The following is a 19,484-nucleotide window of genomic DNA, read 5'->3' as shown; positions in this document are numbered from 1 at the left end:
GCTTTGCCCCGCTCGTGCCGCGCAACGACTTCGGCTTGCGCCCGGGCCCATCGCTTGAGGGCGGCTTGCTGGAGTTACGACTGTTCTTCTCGAGTTTCGCTTCGAGCGCGTTCAGACGCTTCACGAGATCAACGATGAGCGCGTCCTTCTGTTCGTGTGTGAGGTCTTTGAAATCAGGCATCTTCGTCATGTCCTTCACTATGCACAGCCTGGCTGCAGTTTACAAGCGCTGAATAGTTACGCGGCAGGCAAAGAAAAGTAGGTGCCTGCCCCGCACAGGGGCGAACGCTAATAGACCAGTAACAATTCAAGGAAAGGCACTGCCATAAAAAGCACAGATACTAAGCGCCGCGCAGGCAAACAAATCAAAGAAAGGCCAAAGCCCCAGGGCAAACAGACAAAGCGCCGCGCAGGCAAAAAAAATCAAGCAAAGCCCAACGCCGTAGCCATACAGACAAACAACAAACGCCCTCCCCATGCACTTTGGGTCAATGACCAAAACATGAAAATCCAACAGAAAAAGTGAAAGTCTGTATTGCAGATGCAATGCTTTCTGGCCTCGATATATTCGTTCCGTGGCCACAAAGTATTGAAAGATCTCCACTGCTATCAGGCATCCTTATTTAAATGAAAGGTGATTCATGAATCAAAAGATGAAGCTGACACACTTGGTCGGGGCACTTCTATGTGTCGGCGTCGTTTCCACCGCGCACGCGCAAAGCAGCGTCACGCTCTACGGGCTGCTCGATACAGGTATCGACTTCGCCAGCAACGTCAACGGTAACCGTCTCTATCAAATGGCCAGCGGCGTCAGCGCAGGCAGCCGCTGGGGTCTCCGAGGCAAGGAAGATCTCGGTGGGGGTCTGTCAGCTGTGTTCGATCTGGAAAGCGGCTTCAACTCGACCAACGGTGGCTTGGGGAGCGGTCTGGCTTTTTCCCGTAACGCCTACGTTGGCCTCGCAAGTCAGACGGCCGGTACCGTCACCCTGGGGCGGCAGTGGGATCCGGTCGTCGATCTGATCGAGCCGTTCTCGCTCAACGATAGCTACGGCGGTTGGTATTTCTCTCACCCCAACGACATGGATAACCTCGATAACGGCTTCGCTATCAGCAATGCGGTGAAGTACACGAGTCCCACCATAGGTGGCTTTACCGGCGAAGCGCTCTATTCGTTCGGCGGCCAGGCCGGGCAGTTCTCGAATAACTCCGCCTATAGCGCGGCAGCATCCTATACGAACGGACCGTTCTCGATGGGGGCCGGCTATCTGCGCGTCAACGATCCGGAGCAGGCGATCCAGAGCTATCAGAACGGCTCGGGCTATACCAATGCGGTGTACGGCAACTATCTGGCCAATGCCCGTAGTCAAGGCATCTTCGCCGCCGGCGCCTCTTATCAGGTCGGCAAGTTTAAGGTGATGGGCAACTTCACCAACGTCAATTTCCAGCAGGGCGATGCCGGGCAAGACGTCAAATTCCAGAACTATGAAATTGCCGGCACCTTCGCAGCAACCAGTCAGTTGAATCTCGCAGCCGGCTATACCTATACGGATGGACGCGATCACGCGACCAATCAGGAACCGAAGTATCAGCAGCTCAACCTGAGCGCAGAGTATGAATTGTCGAAGCGCACCGCCATCTATGCGCTTGCGGTGCTGCAGAAGGCTAGCGGCGGCGCCGTTGCGCAGATCGCCGGCTTTGATCCGTCATCTGACGGGAAGCAGGTCGTTGGCCGTGTGGGCATTCGACACTCGTTCTAAAGCATTCGCGGCAAGTGAAAGAGCGCGCTGCCCGAAGGGGGAGCGCGCTCTTTTTTGTTCATGAACCAAAATAGATGTTGCAGTAACTCGGTGGGCCGACGCAGTTGTCGGCGCTGGTGGATGTCGTTGTTGCGCAGCCGGATAACAGCAGTCCGGCTGCGACAGCGGCAACGGCGAAGAAGGCCGTTCGTTTGATCGCGGTGCGAAGAGTCATTGATGTCAGGGCGAGAAATGCAGCGCCAATGCGGCGTGCACCCGGTTGCTTTTCTTCACGCGCATCTCAGTGTGCGTAAAGGGTCGAGTTCAGATAGGCGAGCTGGCCGTCCTTCTCCGCATGCACCAGTTCCTGATAAACCTGCGCACGCGTCTTCTCGCCGGTCGCCGGACCGTAAGGCGCTACCCACGACCCCGCGACGTTGACCGCAGCGGTGCCGTTCTGCGCCACTTGCATCGTCGGCGCGGCGTTCTGTTGCGCCGGCGCGGTGGTCGATTGAGCGAAGGCGGAAGCCGTCGCGGTTGCACCGATCAAAGCGATGGCGAGTGTCAGAGATTTCATGTTCGTAATCCTCACAAATCAAATTGGATGGGACCGACGTGCGAACCGCAATGCGTTCGTGGATCGGTTGATGAGAAGGATAGTCACCTGGCTTTAGCGGATCGGTGACCTGCGCATGAAAAGATATTTATCCGCTGAAGCATCGGCGGTCAGATGATTCGGGGGTTCGTCGGACGCATGTCATGAATATAAAAAACGTTTCATGAAGCGGCCGGTTTTGATCACGGGTATGTCACCGCGCAAATCTACATTGCGGTACCCGCACGGTGTGCGGGATCGGTCCGTCAATGCGCGGGCCGGCGCCTTCTCTTACCCGGAATCAAACATGAACAAAGCATTGGCAACCACACTCGTCGCCCTGGCAGGCACCTTCGGCGCGGCGGCGCACGCGCAAAGCAGCGTCACGCTCTACGGCACGCTCGATACCGGCATCGACTACGTCAGCAACCAGAAAACGGCCGCAGGCGGAAAAAGCAACTGGATGATGGAAAGCGGCAATATCAGCACCGATCGCTGGGGCCTGCGCGGCAACGAGGACTTGGGCGGCGGCCTGAGTGCGGTCTTCGATCTGGAGAACGGTTTTAATATCGATAGCGGCAAGTTCTCCAACGGCGGCGACGAATTCGGGCGGCAGGCATGGGTCGGTATCGCGAGCAAACAGTGGGGTACGGTGACCATGGGGCGGCAATACGACTTCCTCGTCGATTTCGTCGCGCCGCTTTCGGCGACGGGCTCGGGATTCGGCGGCAATATCGCCGATCATCCGTTCGATAACGATAACCTCAACAACGATCTGCGCATGAACAACGCGCTGAAATTCCGCAGCGCGACCTATGACGGCTTCACGGTCGGCGGCGCCTACGCGTTCAGCAATGCGGCGGGCGGCTTCAGCAACAACAACGCCTATAGCCTCGGCGCGCAATGGGCGGGCGGTCCGTTCAATCTGGCGGTCGCGTATCTGCAGGTGAACCAGCCGGGCGGCGTCAATCAACCCAACAATACCGGCGGTGCGGTGAGCAGCAGTGACGGCGATGCGACTTTCACCGGCGCGCGCCAGCGTATCCTCGGCGCCGCGGGACGCTACACGTTCGGCGCGGCAAGCGTCGGCCTCGTGTTCACGCGGACGATGCTCGACGATCCGCACCAGATCACGCAGGGCGGTGCGTATTCCCCGCTCAACGGCGATATGCTGACCTTCAATAACTACGAACTGAACGCGCGCTACGCAATCACACCGGCATTCTCGCTGGGCGGCTCATACACGTTCACCGACGGACATTTCAGCGACGCCGGCCAAAGCGTCGCGCCGAAGTGGAATCAGTTCATGCTGCAGGCGGACTACGCGTTGTCACGCCGGACCGATCTGTATCTGGAAGGCGTGTATCAGCACGTGTCGGGTGCGGACGGCATCGCCGTGCTGGGCAATGCGTCGATCTATTCGCTGGCGGCTTCGTCGAGCGATCGGCAGGCGGTTGTGGCACTGGGAATGCGGCACCGGTTCTGAGCGCCGCAAGCGCACCGCAAGGTGCAGTAAGCTTGCGTGAAAGCGCGAACGTCGCCGGTGATGAACCGGCGACGTTTTTTACGGCCTGGCGGACTCAACTGGCGGACTCAACTGGCGGATTCAGCTTGGGGGCTCGACTTGCAGATTCAGCTGGCAGATTCAGTCGGCAGTTTCAACCCGCGGAAGCGAGCACCCTGGGATGCGCCGCTGGCGCGCTAGCCGCCTGAACGGCAGGCGAGCCCGTAGCGCCGTCCGGCGACCAACCGCCGCCCAGGGCCTCGATCAGCCCCACTGAGGCCAGCAGACGGCGCGTAGTGAGGTTCAATGCGTCGATCTGTGTGGTGAGCTCGGTGGTCTGCGCGGTCACCACGTCCAGATAGCTGACCACCCCATCACGATAGCGCGACATCGAAAGCGTCAACGTGCGTTGCGCGGCGACGAGCGCCTCGTTCTGCTGTGTGGCTTCGTCGCCGAGATGATGCAATTGGGCAAGGTTGTCTTCCACCTGCTGGAAGGCGAGCAGCACGGTGGCCTTGTACTTCGCGCCGTTCTCGGCAAGCTTCGCGCGCGCTTGTTGCGTGATCGCTTCACGGCGGCCGCCGTCGAATAGGGTCAACACCAGGCTCGGCCCGACCGACCAGATTTCGTTCGGCGCCATCAGCCACGGCGACAGCGTGTCGCTTTGATAGCCACCGTCGAGGCCGAGCGAAATGTCCGGGAAGAATGCCGCCTTGGCCACACCGATTTGTGCATTGGCTTCGGCGACGCGCCGCTCGGCTGCCGCGATATCCGGGCGCCGTTGCAGCAGCGCCGCGGGCACGCCGGTCGGAATCGACGGCAAGTACTCCGTTTCGAGCGCCGGTGCGAGCGTGAATGTCGATGCGGACACGCCGGTCAGACTGGCGATCGCGTGCTCATACAGTGCGCGGCGCGCGGCGATGTCATCGGCGGAAGCGCGCGCAGTGTCGAGCTGCGTTTGTGCGCGCGAGACGTCGAGGTCCGATGCGATGCCGCCCGCGTGGCGGCTTAGCGTGAGCTTGAGCGCGTGCTGGTAAGTGTCGATCGTATCGTTGAGCAGTTGTTGCTGTTCGTCGAGTCCGCGCAGATTGAAGTACGCACTCGCGAGATTCGCCTGCAAACTCAAGCGTACCGATTCGAGATCGGCCTCGCTCGCCTGCATCGCCGAACGGCCGGCTGAAACCTCGTTGCGGATCTTGCCCCATAGGTCGAGGTCGTAGCTGATGCCGACGTCGACCGTATCCGCGCCGTACGCCGATGGCTCGCCCGCGCCACGCAGTGGGCGGTTATCCGATTGCCTTTGGCGTTCGACCGACGCTTCAGCGCCAATGGTCGGAAACAACCCCGAGCGGGCTTGCGACAGATAGGCGGTAGCCTCGTCGTGGCGCGCCATCGCGGCGGCCACGTCCGGATTGGCGGCGGCCACCTGAACTTCGAGATGGTCGAGTACGGGATCGCGATATACGCTCCACCACGCGTCGCGCGGCACGCGGTCAGCCGGTCTGGCGAGCTGCCAGGCACCGCCTTCCTTGAAGGTCGTCGGGATGCTGGCGGCCGGCGCCTGGTAGGTCGGCGCGAACGAGCAGCCGCTCACCAGCGCCGCGGCCGCCAACACAATGCAGATGCGGCGTTTATCCATGAGTGCTCTCCGCCGGCCGGCGTTCGGCTAGCGACGTGTTCGTCGTACCGGCCGGATTGCTCTCAAGCCGTACTTCATCGCCCGAAGCGATCGAGTCGGGCGGATTGTCGATCACACGGTCCGTTGGATTCAGGCCTGACGCAATCTCGACATGTGTGCCGAGATCGGTGCCGATTGAAACGGATTTGAGCACCGCATGGTTGTCCTTGCCGACGACAGCGACTTGCAAACCGTCCTGCCGGAAGATGAGCGAACTGGCCGGGATCGACAGCGCATGCGAGTTGGTCGGCAGCGCGAAATGCACCTCGGTGTATTCACCTGGGATCAGCAAGCCGTTTTGATTGTCGACCGCGAGTTGCACCAGCAGCGTGCCCGAGGAGGGCGTGATCGCATCGTCGGTGTCGACGAGTTTGGCGGCGAACTTCACACCGGGGCGTTCGGGCACGGTGAGCGTGGCGGTCATGCCGGGTTTGATGGCGGCCGCCTCGTCCTGCGGCACGCTCACATAGACCCGCAATTGACGTGCGTCGGACACTGAGAACAGTTCAGGCCCGTTGCCGCCGCCCGCATTGATGAGCGCGCCGATATCGGTGGTGCGCGCGGTGACGATGCCGTCGAACGGCGCGGTGATGCGCTTGAACGATTCGAGCGCTTCGAGACGCCGCACGTTGGCAACAGCTGCCGCTACTGTTGCCTGCTTGGCAACGAGATCGCTGGTCTTTTCGTCAGCATCCTGCTGGGAGACCGAGTCCTGCTGCAGCATCTTTGTCCAGCGGGTTGCCGTGGATGCGGCGAGTTTTTCGTTGGCCACCGAATTCTGCAAATCCGCACGGGCCTGCTGCAATTGCTGATCGAGGTCGGGCGTGTCGATCACGCCGAGCAACTGGCCGGCTTTGACATGCGTGCCGATATCTGCGTACCACGCATGCAGGTAACCCGGCACGCGCGCGTAGATCGGCGCGTTGACGAAGGCGGACAGCCGCCCGGGCAACACCAGCGTCTGCGCGTCGAGGTCGTGTTTGGGTGTGTACGCAACCACCGTCGGCACGGCTTGCTGGGCCGACCAGGTGGTGAGTTCCTGTTTCGCATGCGCGCGGCTGGCAATGCCGCTAGCCACGACGCCCGCTGCCGCCAGCAGCGCGACGATACCGACCAGCTTCAGATGACGCAGCCGCTTCGGCGAATTGATCTCGATCTCAGTGGACATGATGGATTCCGGTTTCGGATGATGAGTGATCGTGCGAGGTGTCGTTGGATGAGCTGTGCGACGGGCCGTGCGATGGATCGTGTGTTGGCTCATAAGCCGCCGCATCGCGCCGATGCACGAGGCTGAACACGACCGGTACGAACAGCAGTGTGGCGAAAGTCGCACAAATCAGGCCGCCAATCACGGCGCGGCCGAGCGGCGCGTTCTGTTCGCCACCGTCGCCGAGGCCGAGCGCCATCGGCGCCATGCCGATGATCATCGCGAGCGCTGTCATCAGCACCGGGCGAAAGCGCGTGAAGCCGGCTTCCATCGCCGCGACCAGTGCATTGCCGGTCACCGCCAGCCGTTCGCGTGCGAAGCTCACCACCAGAATGCTGTTGGCGGTTGCGACGCCCATGCAGAGAATCGCGCCGGTCAGTGCGGGCACCGAGAGCGGTGTATGCGTGGTGAACAGCATCCACACGATACCGGCCAAGGCCGCGGGCAATGCAGTGACGATCACGAACGCGTCGCTCCATGAATGGAAGTTCACGACGATCAGCAGATAGATCAGCAGAATCGCGCCGACCAGACCCAGCGACAAACCGAGGAATGCGCTATTCATCGTCTGCACCTGGCCGCGCAGCGTGACGATCGAGCCCTTCGGCACATCTTTCGTGGTCGCACGGACAATGTTCTGAATCTTCGCCGCGACGGCCCCGAGATCCTGACTTTGGGTGGTCGCGAACACGTCGTAGAGCGGCTCGATGTTGTAGTGCGACACCACCGCATTGCCGACGCCGCGCGAAATGGTCGCAATACCGCCGAGAATCTGCGCCTGGCCGCTCTTGCCCGTCACGGGCAGATTGCTCAGATTCGACAGGGACGTCATGCGGTATTGCGGGGTCTGCGCGACGATCGGATACGAGACGCCGTTGTTCGGATTCAGCCAATACGTCGGCGACACCTGGCTCGTGCCCGAGAGGCTCGCCACCACGGAATTGGTCACGTCCTGTTCGGTGATGCCGAGCTGATCGGCGCGCGAGCGGTCTACCGACACGGTGAACTGCGGATACGTCGACGCCTGCTGCATGCGCGTATCGGCAATACCGGGAATCATGCGCATGCGCCGCATCACTTCATTGGCGTAGCGATGATTGGCCGCCTGGTTCGGCCCCGCCACCTGTAAATCGATCGGAGCCGGTGCACCGAAATTCAGAATCTGACTGACGATATCGGCCGGCAGGAACGCGAAGGTCGTCCCCGGGAACTGGCGCGGCAGTGTTTCACGCAGTGTGCGCACGAAACCGGCAGTGGGTTGGTGGTTCTCGTTCAGCGAGATCAGAATATCGCCGTCTTGCGGTCCGGTCGTGCCGCTGTTGTTATAGGTCAGGTTGATGCCGCTATTGGGCAAACCGATGTTGTCGACGATACTGCGCAACTGATCCGGCGGAATGGCGCGGCGCACGGCATTCTCGATCAGATCGAATTGTGCGGCGGTATCTTCGACCCGTGTGCCGATCGGGGCTCGCACGTGGATCGCGATTTCGCCGGAGTCGATATCGGGGAAGAAATTGCGGCCGAGCCACGGCGCGAGCAGGAAGGATGCGCCGACTACGAGCAGGAAGCCCGCCACGAAGCGCTTGCGATGCGTGAGCGCAAGGCCGAGGACGATCCGGTACACGCTGCGCACGCGCTCGAAACGATGTTCGAAGCCACGCTGAAAGCGCACCAGCGGATTGCGCGACGGTGTTGCATGCGAATGCCCGCCATGCTGTGCCATCACGGCGGCCAGTTCGCCGGAGGCGTGAGCGCCTGATGCATGCGGGCGCAACAGGTATTGCGCCATCATCGGCACGAACGTACGCGAGAGAATGAACGACGCGATCATGGCGAAGATCACCGCTTCGGCCATCGGCACGAACAGGAAGCGCGCAATGCCGTCGAGCAGCAGCATCGGTACGAACACGATGCAGATGCACAGCAGCGACACGAAGGCGGGCGCGACGATCTGCGCGGCGCCATCCAGAATCGCACTGCGTACGTCCTTGCCCTGTTCGAGATGCCAGTTGATGTTTTCGATCGTGACGGTGGCGTCGTCGACCAGAATCCCGACCGCGAGCGCGAGGCCGCCGAGCGTCATCACGTTGAGCGTTTCGCCCATCGCGGCCAGGCCGGCAATTGCCGCCAGCACTGCAAGCGGAATCGACGCCGCGATGATCAGCGTCGAGCGCCAGCTACCGAGGAACAGCAGAATCATCAGCGAAGTGAGCGCGGCGGCGATCACGCCTTCACGCGCCACGCCGCTGACGGCGCCTTTCACGAAGGTCGATTGATCGCCCATCGTGACGAGCTTCAATCCGGGCGGCAGCGTCGCTTCAATGCGCGGCAATTGTGCCTTGACGCCGGAAATGATGTCGAGCGTCGACGCGGAGCCGTTCTTCAGAATACTCATCAGCACCGCGCGATGACCGTCCACGCGCACGATGTTGCCTTGCGGCGGATAGCCGTCGCGTACGTGAGCCACATCGCGGATATAGATCGTGGCGCCGTCCACAGTCTTGATCGGCAGCGCGTTCAGTTCGTCGAGCGCGAGCGGGCTGTTGTTCAGCTTGATGTTGTATTCGAAGCGGCCGATCTTCTCGGTGCCTGCAGGGATGATCTGATTCTGCTGGGCGAGCGCGTTGGCAACATCGTTGGCCGAGAGTTTTTTCGCCTGCAAGGCTTGCGGATCGAGATCGATCTGCACTTCACGGGTCTTGCCACCGTAGGGCGTCGGAATCGCCACGCCAGGCACGCTCAGCAATTGCGGGCGAATGAAGTTGGTCGCGTAGTCGGCGAGTTTCTGTTCGTCGAGCGTGTTGCTGGTCAACGCCAGTTGCAGCACCGGCACCGTCGACGCGTTGTAGTTGAGAATCTGCGGCGGCGTGGTGCCGGGTGGCATCTGCTTGAGCACCGTCTGCGAAACCGAGGTTACCTGCGCGGTGGCGGTGCGGATATCCACGGTCGGCTGAAAGAAAATCTTGACGATGCCGTAGCCGCGAAACGATTGCGACTCGATATGCGCGATGTCGTTGACGGTCGTGCCGAGCGTGCGTTCGTAGTAGGTGACGATGCGTCCGGACATATCGTCCGGTTGCAGGCCGGCGTAGTTCCAGACCACGCTGATTACGGGAATGCGGATGTCGGGAAAGATATCCGTCGGCGTACGCAACGCGGCAAGCGGGCCGATCAGCAGGATCAGCATCGCAAGCACGATAAACGTGTAGGGCCGGGTCAAAGCTAACCGGACTATTTTTAACATCGAAGACTGCTCCGTTCAGAGGCGCGATTGAATCGACGCGAGCGTGTTGCGGTTAGGGCTTGCACCTATGGCGCGGCCCGGTAACGGCATTCTGGAGAGCGGGTCCTAACAGTCGTGGACTAAACAAATGAAACTAGTTTTAGGAAGTGGGGACGGCGTGTGCGATTGCATCGATGCGCGCGTTGCAACGGCTTTAGCGCTGCATGCAGCGCTAAAGCTCCGTTGGAAAACCTGCGAGCAGAGCGGCGTCAGCCGAACAGATAGCCCGAGCCTCGAATCGTGCGAATCAACGGTCGCTCGCCGGGCGTCTCGACTTTCTTGCGCAAACGGCCTACGTGTACATCGATCAGATTGGTGCCGGGATCGAAGCGGCAGCCCCATACGGCTTCGAAAATCATCGTGCGCGTGAGCACCTGCCCGGTGTGTCGCATCATGAATTCGAGCACGCGGAATTCGGTGGGTTGCAGATCGAGTTCGCGCTGCCGGTGGGAGACCTTGCGGCGTACCAGATCGAGTTCCAGCGCACCGCTGCGCAGCAGCGTTTCCGCTTTGGCGTGACGTGGCCGACGCCGCAACAGCACCTCGACGCGCGCGAACATTTCCTCGGGCGAGAATGGCTTGGTCAGATAGTCGTCGCCACCGGCGCGCAGCCCTTGAATGCGTTGATCGACGTCGGACAGCGCGCTCATCACGAGCACCGGCGTTTCCATGCCGACGCCACGCATCGTCGCCACGATGGTCAAGCCGTCGAGATCGGGCAGCATGCGGTCGAGTGTAACGACGTCATAGTCGCCCGCCATCACTTTCGCCATGCCTTCGCGGCCAGTGCGCGCCACGTCGACAGAGAAACCGCTCGCGCTGAGCGTGCGCACGATGTCGTCTGCGATCAACTCGTCATCTTCGATCGTTAGTATTTTGGGCATGATGCGCGAGCCCGTTCAGGCCACCGCCCGCAGTGCAACCTGGCGGTCCGGCACGCGATACTGGCCGACCGCGAAGTCGATGAAACTGCGCACGCGCATCGACAGGTAATTGCGGCCGGAGTAAAGAATCGAAACCTGACGCGGGCCGCCGTTGATTTCGAATTGCTCGAGTAAGGGTACGAGCGAGCCTTGTGCGAGATCGTCGGCAATGATCGGCAGTGGCAGCAGGGCGATACCCATGTGGTTGAGCGCGGCCACGCGCACCATCGCGCTGCTCGTTGCGGTGAGTGCGCTGCCGGTGTTGACGCGGTAGAGGCCGTCGGCGTCGGCGAACTCCCAGGCGCGTGACGAACCGTCGGAGACTGTCAGCAGGCCATGGCGGTTCAACGCAGCTGGATCGCGAGGCGTGCCGTGACGTGCCAGATAGGCGGGCGAGGCGACCGTCATTTCATCGACACTGGTCAGCATGCGGCTCACCAGCGAGGAATTGGCAAGCCGCCGGTCGTCGGAGAAACATACGTCGAAACCGCCTTCCACCAGATCGATATGCGTATCGAACGTCGTCACGTCGAAGTCTACGCGTGGATGCAGCGTGCGATACGCGGCCAGCAACGCGCCTAACCCGGCGGTAGCGAACGTCATCGGCGTGGCGATCCGCAGCGTGCCCTGTGGATCGCGTGTAGTCTCCATCAGGTTCGATTCCATCTCGTCGAGTTTCTCGATGATCGTGCGGCAGCCGTCGAGATACTCGCGGCCCACATCGGTCAGCGAAAGACTGCGCGTGGTGCGGTTCAGTAAGCGCATGTTCAGATGCGCTTCCAGTGTGCCCACGCTGCGCGTGACCGCGGCTGCCGACATACCTAACTGTCTCGCCGCAAGATTGAAGCTGGCGAGATCGACCACTCGCGTGAAGACACGCATCGCTTGTAGCTGGTTCATGTTGGAACAGTAGAGAAGGACGATGGATGCATCATCGGCGATCGCAGATAAAACGGCACAGCTAGGTGGATTAAGTCTTTTTTAATTTTGTGCAATGTTCATGAACTTGGGGGCGGCTCTGCATTTCAAGCACGCTTGCTGACAAACAGTAATCCTAAGCGACAAGAAAAAAAGCGCGGTCGGAGCCGCGCTTCGGAAAGAGACCTGAATGAAAGTAACCGCTGTGATGCGGCGAGAGAAGTATAGGTGCGGGGCGCCGCGAGGTGCGCGCGCAATCTGAAATGCTGTGCTGCGCGAAACGCAACAAGCCGCGTGCGGTCGCGATTCAGCTGAATCAGCTGATTCAGTTGAGCATGCCGTGTACTTCGAGCGATGCTTCCAGTTGCTTCGTCAATGCGTGATGCAACCTGGCTAGGCTCTCGGTGGGAAGCGCGAAACCGGCCCATCCCAGGCCCGAATGCCGCAGAAACAGCACGGCGCCATCATGCAGCGGGTGCTTTTCAGTGTGCCAGCACGGATCAATTTCAATCACGTACTGATGCGTGCGCAGCGGTTCTTTCGGCACTTCCGGGCGCATCGTGGCGCGCAGCACGCTGAGGTGTTCGATCACGGCATCCAGATCGGCCACTTCGAGTAGTACCGCACTGTCCTCGATGGCGATGCGAACCGCGTTCTGTCCATATTCGTTGACTCTCTCGATGCTCATGGGGCGCGACATGTCTCTGCTCCTTGCTGCTCTCACGGTACGCAAATTATGGCGCGGCCTCTCTTAACCAAGTCTTAAAGCGCACGATCCAGGGATGAAACTTTGTTTAAGGAAGCCGCTTGGCACGATTTGCGCAGTGGCGTTGAATCGTCTGATGTTTTGCCAGATATGAGGTCAATGACAGGCACCTTTGGTCATACGTGAAAGAAGCCGGATGTTTCAATATAGAAACATTTTTAGTCGATTGTGAATCCGGCTCGAAATGCTTAATCAGGAATGTTTCGATAAATGTGCGGTTCGCCACATTGCCACTGTCGATAAATTCCCAATTTGCGAATAAATGCCTGATTGAACGTTCATTATTTGCGAGGTTTCGAGTTCACGTTTGAAACATTTTTGGATGTGATGGTGGTGAATCGCTGCTGCAAATCAGGCGATCAGAAGTAAATTCGTGCACCGGCGTGGGAGGCTTCAAAGCAAGTATGTGTAAGGTTTTGCGGCGGACAGGCAGGTGGCGATCCGGTATGATCCATCGCTATGCCGCATCGTATGCCGCCGGTCATATGAAACACACAATAATAGTTTTCGTCATACATTGGCTTTCTTGATGTGGATTTGTTTTTCAAATTTACTCTAGCGAAGCATTCCGCTAACATCACGCATATTCCGTTAAGCGGCGTTGCCGGCGGCTTTCATCCGCCGTTATTTAAATTCGACCATATCGACCGGCCGACGGACAGCGGGGTCCACAACGTACGACAGTTTGGGGAAAGATCATGCCGCACATGCACCTGGATACTGCGAGGATTACCTGGTTACATACGCCGACGCTGAACGTGCGTAGTGCAGCGCGGCGAATCGGCGTGTTGCTGTTCGACGGCTTCTGGCTGCTTGGCCCCGGTACGGTGGTCGAGATGTTCCAGACCGCCAACGAACTCTCGGGCTCGCGGGCAGGCGAAGAGCCGCCTTATGAAGTTCAGTTTCTGTCAATGGACGGCGGCAGCGTCGCGAGTTCTTCGTCGGCGCGAATCTGGACCGACCGTATCGACACGCGTTACGGCAGCGGTTTCGACGTGTTGTTCATCGCAGGTGGTTACGGCGCACACGAGGCCGCGCTGGACGAACGGCTGCTGGGCTGGCTGCGATCGGTGCAAACGCGTACCCGCGCGATCGAGACGATCGGCGAGGGCCGACTTGTGCTGGAAGCCGCGGGTCCCGTGGAACACGACGGCCTGCAGATGAATCGCTATCTGGGCAGCGCCACGACCGATGCCGCGCGCAGCGCTGCCAACGATCGTAACGACTGCGCGCGTAGTGCGCTGATGTTCATCAAGCGCGACCTCGGCGCGGAGCTTGCACGTAGCGTCGCCGATCGGGTGATGCCCGGCATGGCCGCCACCTGGGTGCCGCTGCCGGCTGAAGGCGGCACACTCAGCGTAGCTGAGAAAATCCGTGCCGCCGCGCGCTGGATGGAGGCAAATTGCGATCGTCCGGTGTCGGTTGCCGACGCTGCGCAGGTGGCGGCGATGAGCGAGCGCAATTTTCTGCGGCGCTTCAAGCATGAAATGCAGGTCACGCCTTCAGACTATCTGCTGCAGGTGCGACTGCGTATTGCCTGTAACTTTCTGACCGAAACCGAATTGCCGGTCGACAAGATCGCGCGCCGCAGCGGGACCGGCAACGGCGATCGCCTCGCGAAGATATTCCGCAAGCGCATGGCACTGTCGCCTACCGAATATCGCGCGCGCAGCCGGGTGGCGACCGAGGCGTAGGCTAGGCAGGCCGCTGTGCAGACAGCGCACCACATCGCGGTTGGGTGCGTGCGCAGCGACGTGTGTAGCAGCCTGCGTAGCGGCGTGCGCAGCGACATACGTACCGGCGGCATGCGTAGCCGCGTGTGCATCGGCGGCCGTGTTTTCTCCGGGCAGGCTTCTTACGAGCACAGTGGCCATGGGCAACAAGGTAATGGTGACAGCATTGCCGGAGGTGAAACTCATCGAGCCCGAGGTGTTTTGCGACGAATTCGGCTTCTGCTTCGAGAGCTTCAGCGCGGATGAGTTTACCGACGACGTCTCACAAGGTTTCAACTTCGTGCAAGACCGTCATTTGCGGGCGGTGCGTGGTGTGTTACGTGGGCTTCACTACCAGGTCCAGCGTCCGCAAGGCAGGCTCGTGCGGGTGGTGGTGGGGGAAGTGTTTGACGTCGCCGTGGACGTACGACTCAAATCGCCGAACTTCGGCAAGTGGACTGGCGCACATCTGAGTGCGGCCAATCATCGGCAGGTGTGGGTGCCGCCGGGCTTCGCGCACGGTTTCGTCGTGCTATCCGACGTCGCCGAATGCCTGTGGAAGACCACGGAATACTGGTTCCCCGAACTCGAGCGCTGCATCTTGTGGCGCGATCCTGATATCGGCATCGAGTGGCCCATCGACATCGAGCCGATCCTTGGCGCGAAGGACGCAGCGGGCCGGCGTCTTTACGAAGCGGAAAATTTCGCCTGAGCGCTGCACATGCCGCGGTTCCTCGCCGTTCAGCGCGGCTTAGCGTGTGGCCACCACGGCGCCCACGCTCGCGGCGACCACCAGCAGCGTGCCTGCTATCTGCACGACACCCATGGGCTAGTCCCGCGAACACGGTGCCGATCTTTTTCATCAGCACGATATAGGTGCCCCAGCCGAGCGCGGCCCCGAACGCGAGCAGCACGCCAAGCGGTTCGCCGATCGAGCCTGCGCGATCGCGCGAGAGCAGCAGTACGCCGGTAATCGCAAGTGCTGGCCACAGCAATGCGCGCGCGCGGCGCACCGCGAAAGTCGCTACGGCGAGCGGCCCGAGAAAATCGATCGCGACGGCCAGCCCCAATGGAATTCGCTGAAGCGCCGCGAAAAAGCACAGCGTCATGCCGGCCATCGCAGCCCCCAATGCACCTGCCGCGAGCCAATGCGAGCGCGAGTAGGTGAACAGACGCGGGCGCACCAGCAACGCAAGCACGACGGCCGCCCAGCAGAGACGCAACCACGTAGTGCTGAGCGAACCGTACGTTGCCATTGTCGGCGCGGAGAGCGCGGCGCCGAACTGCACGCTTGACATCGACAGCACGCACAGGAGCGCGGCACCGGCCGCTGCGTTGGCGGGCTTCACTGGTGTTGGCGCGGGATTCAGCGCCGGTTTGATGGTGGTGTCCTGCATCGTGGCCTCGTTGCCGCTCTTCGGATTCGTTGGACCCTATCTTAGCGGTGCAGGCGGTATTAAGATAAGTTGATATTTCTTATGGCCACTTCAAGAAACGTGATGACCCGAGATCTCGATAGTAGTCTCCTGCGCGCATTCGTTACCGTGGCTGAGACCGGCGCCGTGGGTGTGGCGGCGGCGCGCCTCGCGCGCACTCAGGCGGCGGTGAGCATGCAATTGCGCCGGCTCGAAGAAGAACTGGGGCAGCGTTTGCTCGACCGCTCGCCGCGTGGCGTGCAACTCACAGAAGCGGGGCATCTGCTCCTGCCGTTCGCGCATACGATCCTCGGCGCGGGCGCCGATGCGCGGCGGGCGTTGAGCGCGGGGCAGGTGTCCGGTACGGTGCGGCTCGGCATGCTGGAAGACATCGCGGTCGGTCGGCTGCCACGCGCGCTGCGGCGCTTTTCGATCGCTTATCCGCAGGTGGCGCTGGAGATCGTCGTCGATACCAGTGCGGCGTTGTCGAGCCGGCTTGCGGACGGCGGTCTCGACGTGGTCGTGGGAGATCCTGCGCTGGTCGACTCGGCGCCGCTACTGACCTGGACGCAGCCGCTCTTCTGGGTCGGCGCGCGCGGATTTAGCCGCGACGGTGACGCGGCATTGCCGGTGGTTGCGTTCGGCGACGCGTGTCTGTGGCAGCAGCAGGTGTTGACGGCGCTGCGGCGCGCGGGGATTGCGTGGCGCATCGTATGCACCAGCACCAGTTTGCCGGCGGTGCAGTCGGCTGTGGAAGCGGGGCTTGGCGTGTCGGTGCTGCTCGACGGCAATATCCGTCCGGAGTCGATGCGCGTGCTCGGCCAGGCCGATGGATTGCCCGATGCGCCCACCGCCGATTTCGGGCTCTTTATGCGCCCGGTCTCCGGCGCGCAGGCGGCCGCTGTGCAGACATTGCAGACGTTCCTTTGCGAGGAATTGCATATTGGCTTGCGGGAAAACGAGCCGCTTGTGGTAGCCGCGGGGTAGTGCGTGGGCAAATTGCCTGCAGCAGGTTGGCACGCACGCACGCACGCACGCACGCACGCACGCACGCACGCACGCACGCACGCACGCACGCACGCACGCACGCACGCACGCACGCACGCACGCACCAGGTCCCATGTGAGTTTTTACGACATTTTTTCTTGAGCGGCCTACTGGCGAAATCTACACTTCGTGCATCTTGATAGCGCGAGGTGTTCAACGTGAAGCGACGTGCAACGACGCAGCAAGCTGTCCGTATCGACTACGTGTGTCACGGCGTGGGCCGTGTCGAACTGCGCCGCTTTGATCCGTCGCGCGATTCGTACGTCGCGTTGACCGCGCTGCTGCATCGGGCTTTCACCCGGCTCGGTGCGATGGGGTTGAATTGCACATGTGTGGATCAAACGGTGGAGACGACGCGTTCACGCGCGACGCGCGGCGATTGTTACGTGGCGGTCTGCGAGGGGCGCATCGTTGGCACGATGACGCTGTATGCACCGGATCATGAGTCGCCGTGCGAGCTATACCGGCGCGACGACATTGCCAGCATGCGCCAGTTTGGCGTGGAGCCCGTGTGGCAGGCGCGGGGCATCGGCAGCTTGTTGATCGCCTTCGCCGACCATTGGGCCGCGACGCGCGGTTATGCGGAGCTCGCGCTCGATACGCCGCAACCGGCTGCGCACCTGATTGCGTTTTACCGAGGGCAGGGGTTTCGCATCGTCGATTTCATACGCTTTGACGGCAAGCGTTACGACAGCGCGATTTTGAGCAAGCCGCCGTTGGCGACACGTACGCTCGCGAACTGGTCGCATAGATTGACTGTGCCGACGAGGATTGCGCGCGCGGCTTGAGAGGGCGGGCTAGCGATAAAAACCCCGGCGCAGGCAGCAACTATTGCAATGCCGAGTGGCAAGTATTGCAACGAGCTACTGGTCCTCGCGCCGGGATGGACGTTTCTTCGCTTATTTGGCCGGTGCAGCGGTCAGCGTCGCATCACGCCCATCAGCAAGGTGACGAGGAAGATCACCACGAAGATGAAGAACAGGACCTTGGCGATTTCCGTTGCGCCTGCGGCGATGCCGCCGAAGCCGAACACCGCGGCGATGATCGCGATGATGAAGAAGATTGCAGCGTATCGAAGCATGGGGCCTCCCACCGATGGATTGCTGGATTGAAGTTAAAAACGGCTACTCGTTGTGGGCACAGCGTGCTTTGACGGGTTTTCGCCGGCGAGCGATATACAGCAATAGGTGTGCCCAGGGCGGCAAGAACAGGTGGTGCCCCTAATCGGCCAGTCGATTCTGTGCTGTTACCATCGCGGATCATCGATTTCCGGCCACCTCTGCCATGCAACACAATCCGCTCAGCGAGATCTCCCTGATCCGCAAGCTGAAGCTCAATCAGCTGATGATCTTCGAACGCGTGCTGGAAACGCGCTCCGTCGTGCGCGCGGCCAACGAGATGCGCTTGACGCAGCCGGCCGTCACCAAGGTCATCCACGAGCTCGAATCGTGTTTTGACGGCGCGCTGTTCGCACGCTCGAATCGCGGTGTCGTGCCGACTGAGCTGGGCTTGCTGCTCGGGCGGCGAGTCAAGTCGCTGATGGCGGAGTTACGCTATATGACCGACGAGCTCAACGACTTCCGGCTCGGCACTAGCGGCCATGTGATCGTCGGCACGCTTATCTCGGCATCGGCGCGGCTGTTGCCTACTGCGATCGCCATGTTGAAAGCGCGCACGCCGAACGTTCTGGTGACGGTGCGCGAGGGCACGACGGCGCATCTGTTCCCGGCGCTGGCGACGGGAGACCTCGATATTGTCGTTGGGCGTTTGCCTGAGCGTGAGTTGCCGATCGCGAGTGCTTTTCCGTTGACGCACGAGGCGCTGTTCGACGAGTCGTTGTGCGTGGTGGTCGGCAAAGGCTATGGACCTGCGCCGGCCGGCGTGACACATCTGTCGGACCTGGTCGACTCGCCGTGGATTTTGCCGACGCCTGATTCGCCGGCGCGGCTTTCGGCGGAACACTTGTTTCGGGCGGCGGGGCTAGCGTTGCCGACGGATATTGTGGAGTCGTTGTCGCTGTTGACGAATATTGGATTGCTGCTCGATACGCCGAGGATTGCGTTGATGCCGCGGGTCGCGGCGCAGCAGTTTGAAGATGCGGGGTTATTGCGGATTCTGGATTTGCCCGAGAGTGGGGCGTTTGGGACTGTCGGGTTTTCAGTGCGGTCGCATAAGGAGTTGAGTGCTGCCTGCCAGGCATTTGTGGAGTGTTTGCGGGAGGCGGTGAGGGTGGCTGCGGGTTCTGATGATGTGAATGTTTGAAGGGTTTTTTGCCTTCGCGGCGATTTGTCTGTTTGCCTGTGGGGTTGGGCTTTCCTTGATTTGTTTGCCTGCGCGGCGCTTTTTTTCTGTGCGCTTATGGTGTTGGCCTTTCCTTGAATTGTTAGTGGTCTATTAGCGTTCGCCCCTGTGCGGGGCAGGCACCTACTTTTCTTTGCCTGCCGCGTAACTATTCAGCAGCCGGAAGCGGCGAAACGACGAATCCGGCGAAGCCCAAAGCCAGCGCATCGATCAGCGAACGGTTCTGTTTGCGCAGACTGGCAAGGTAGGAGCGGATCGTGCAGAACGCTTCCATGCCTGATACCGCACGGAAACACCCTGAGATTTTCTGTTTGAGCTTGGGCATGCGGATGTCGCGTTCGGCCTGGTTGTTGTCGAACGGTACCCGGTGATCGGCAATGAAGCGCCACACCTGGCTCG

General features: G+C 60.9%; 18 protein-coding genes and 1 pseudogene. 7 read left to right on the top strand and 12 right to left on the bottom strand.

Going from position 1 to position 19,484, the window contains the following annotated elements; translation table 11 throughout:
* Both HHL24_RS41530 and HHL24_RS41525 read right to left on the bottom strand, forming a co-directional pair.
* Positions 1–181 (bottom strand): DUF6444 domain-containing protein (locus tag HHL24_RS41530; RefSeq protein WP_230417753.1); only part of this gene is annotated, 181 nt, incomplete at its 3' end.
* Positions 182–307: 126 nt separating this feature from the next.
* Complete coding sequence (locus tag HHL24_RS41525; protein WP_169491072.1) at positions 308–604, bottom strand: hypothetical protein; 297 nt, start codon at positions 602–604, stop codon at positions 308–310.
* A 49-nt stretch (positions 605–653) separates the two neighbouring features.
* On the opposite strand from HHL24_RS41525, the gene HHL24_RS41520 reads away from it, so the two are divergent.
* Complete coding sequence (locus tag HHL24_RS41520; protein WP_230417801.1) at positions 654–1,757, top strand: porin; 1,104 nt, start codon at positions 654–656, stop codon at positions 1,755–1,757.
* 280 nt (positions 1,758–2,037) lie between these two features.
* Here the strand turns inward: HHL24_RS41520 and HHL24_RS41515 are convergent, their stop codons facing one another.
* A complete protein-coding gene (locus HHL24_RS41515; protein ID WP_169491070.1) occupies positions 2,038–2,313 on the bottom strand; it encodes a DUF4148 domain-containing protein in 276 nt (91 codons plus the stop codon).
* A 325-nt stretch (positions 2,314–2,638) separates the two neighbouring features.
* On the opposite strand from HHL24_RS41515, the gene HHL24_RS41510 reads away from it, so the two are divergent.
* Positions 2,639–3,817: a porin gene (locus tag HHL24_RS41510; RefSeq protein WP_169491069.1), complete on the top strand. Its 1,179-nt coding sequence runs from the start codon at positions 2,639–2,641 to the stop codon at positions 3,815–3,817.
* 172 nt (positions 3,818–3,989) lie between these two features.
* On the opposite strand, the gene HHL24_RS41505 is transcribed toward HHL24_RS41510, so the two are convergent.
* The 6 genes from HHL24_RS41505 to HHL24_RS41480 form a co-directional block, all read right to left on the bottom strand.
* Positions 3,990–5,474, bottom strand: a complete 1,485-nt coding sequence (locus HHL24_RS41505) for an efflux transporter outer membrane subunit (protein ID WP_169491068.1) — start codon at positions 5,472–5,474, stop codon at positions 3,990–3,992.
* Entirely contained in the window at positions 5,467–6,681 is a 1,215-nt protein-coding gene (locus tag HHL24_RS41500; RefSeq protein ID WP_169491067.1) for an efflux RND transporter periplasmic adaptor subunit, read from the bottom strand. The genes HHL24_RS41505 and HHL24_RS41500 overlap by 8 nt, the downstream gene beginning before the upstream one ends.
* Complete coding sequence (locus HHL24_RS41495; RefSeq protein ID WP_169491066.1) at positions 6,671–9,964, bottom strand: efflux RND transporter permease subunit; 3,294 nt, start codon at positions 9,962–9,964, stop codon at positions 6,671–6,673. The genes HHL24_RS41500 and HHL24_RS41495 overlap by 11 nt, the downstream gene beginning before the upstream one ends.
* A 248-nt stretch (positions 9,965–10,212) precedes the next feature.
* On the bottom strand, positions 10,213–10,887 hold the full coding sequence (locus tag HHL24_RS41490; RefSeq protein ID WP_169491065.1) for a response regulator transcription factor: 675 nt from the start codon (positions 10,885–10,887) through the stop codon (positions 10,213–10,215).
* Between the two features lie 15 nt (positions 10,888–10,902).
* On the bottom strand, positions 10,903–11,826 hold the full coding sequence (locus tag HHL24_RS41485) for a LysR family transcriptional regulator (protein WP_169491064.1): 924 nt from the start codon (positions 11,824–11,826) through the stop codon (positions 10,903–10,905).
* A 343-nt stretch (positions 11,827–12,169) separates the two neighbouring features.
* Positions 12,170–12,544 carry a hypothetical protein gene (locus tag HHL24_RS41480; RefSeq protein WP_169491063.1) on the bottom strand — a complete coding sequence of 125 codons (375 nt, stop codon included), beginning with the start codon at positions 12,542–12,544 and terminating at the stop codon, positions 12,170–12,172.
* A gap of 764 nt (positions 12,545–13,308) precedes the next feature.
* Between HHL24_RS41480 and HHL24_RS41475 the strand changes: the two genes are divergently transcribed.
* Complete coding sequence (locus tag HHL24_RS41475; protein ID WP_169491062.1) at positions 13,309–14,304, top strand: GlxA family transcriptional regulator; 996 nt, start codon at positions 13,309–13,311, stop codon at positions 14,302–14,304.
* A gap of 178 nt (positions 14,305–14,482) precedes the next feature.
* The gene (gene rfbC, locus HHL24_RS41470) at positions 14,483–15,034 is read left to right on the top strand and encodes a dTDP-4-dehydrorhamnose 3,5-epimerase (RefSeq protein ID WP_169491061.1); all 552 of its coding nucleotides are present in this window, start codon (positions 14,483–14,485) and stop codon (positions 15,032–15,034) included.
* 118 nt (positions 15,035–15,152) lie between these two features.
* Here rfbC and HHL24_RS45270 read toward each other — a convergent pair.
* Positions 15,153–15,719, bottom strand: a pseudogene (locus tag HHL24_RS45270) (EamA family transporter); the annotation flags it as partial.
* Between the two features lie 102 nt (positions 15,720–15,821).
* On the opposite strand from HHL24_RS45270, the gene HHL24_RS41460 reads away from it, so the two are divergent.
* The gene (locus HHL24_RS41460) at positions 15,822–16,724 is read left to right on the top strand and encodes a LysR substrate-binding domain-containing protein (protein ID WP_169491060.1); all 903 of its coding nucleotides are present in this window, start codon (positions 15,822–15,824) and stop codon (positions 16,722–16,724) included.
* A 218-nt stretch (positions 16,725–16,942) separates the two neighbouring features.
* Positions 16,943–17,572, top strand: a complete 630-nt coding sequence (locus HHL24_RS41455; RefSeq protein WP_169491059.1) for a GNAT family N-acetyltransferase — start codon at positions 16,943–16,945, stop codon at positions 17,570–17,572.
* A gap of 131 nt (positions 17,573–17,703) precedes the next feature.
* Here the strand turns inward: HHL24_RS41455 and HHL24_RS41450 are convergent, their stop codons facing one another.
* Entirely contained in the window at positions 17,704–17,865 is a 162-nt protein-coding gene (locus HHL24_RS41450; RefSeq protein ID WP_007182451.1) for a DUF1328 domain-containing protein, read from the bottom strand.
* A gap of 203 nt (positions 17,866–18,068) precedes the next feature.
* On the opposite strand from HHL24_RS41450, the gene HHL24_RS41445 reads away from it, so the two are divergent.
* Positions 18,069–19,046, top strand: a complete 978-nt coding sequence (locus HHL24_RS41445; protein WP_169491058.1) for a LysR substrate-binding domain-containing protein — start codon at positions 18,069–18,071, stop codon at positions 19,044–19,046.
* Positions 19,047–19,233: 187 nt separating this feature from the next.
* Here HHL24_RS41445 and HHL24_RS41440 read toward each other — a convergent pair.
* Positions 19,234–19,484 (bottom strand): IS66 family transposase (locus HHL24_RS41440; RefSeq protein ID WP_169489382.1); only part of this gene is annotated, 251 nt, incomplete at its 5' end.

Source organism: Paraburkholderia polaris (assembly GCF_012927345.1).
In the GTDB taxonomy this organism is placed as follows: Bacteria; Pseudomonadota; Gammaproteobacteria; order Burkholderiales; family Burkholderiaceae; genus Paraburkholderia; species Paraburkholderia polaris.
The sequence above is the reverse complement of the archived record's forward strand: the minus strand, read 5'-3'. Positions and strand labels throughout refer to the sequence as shown.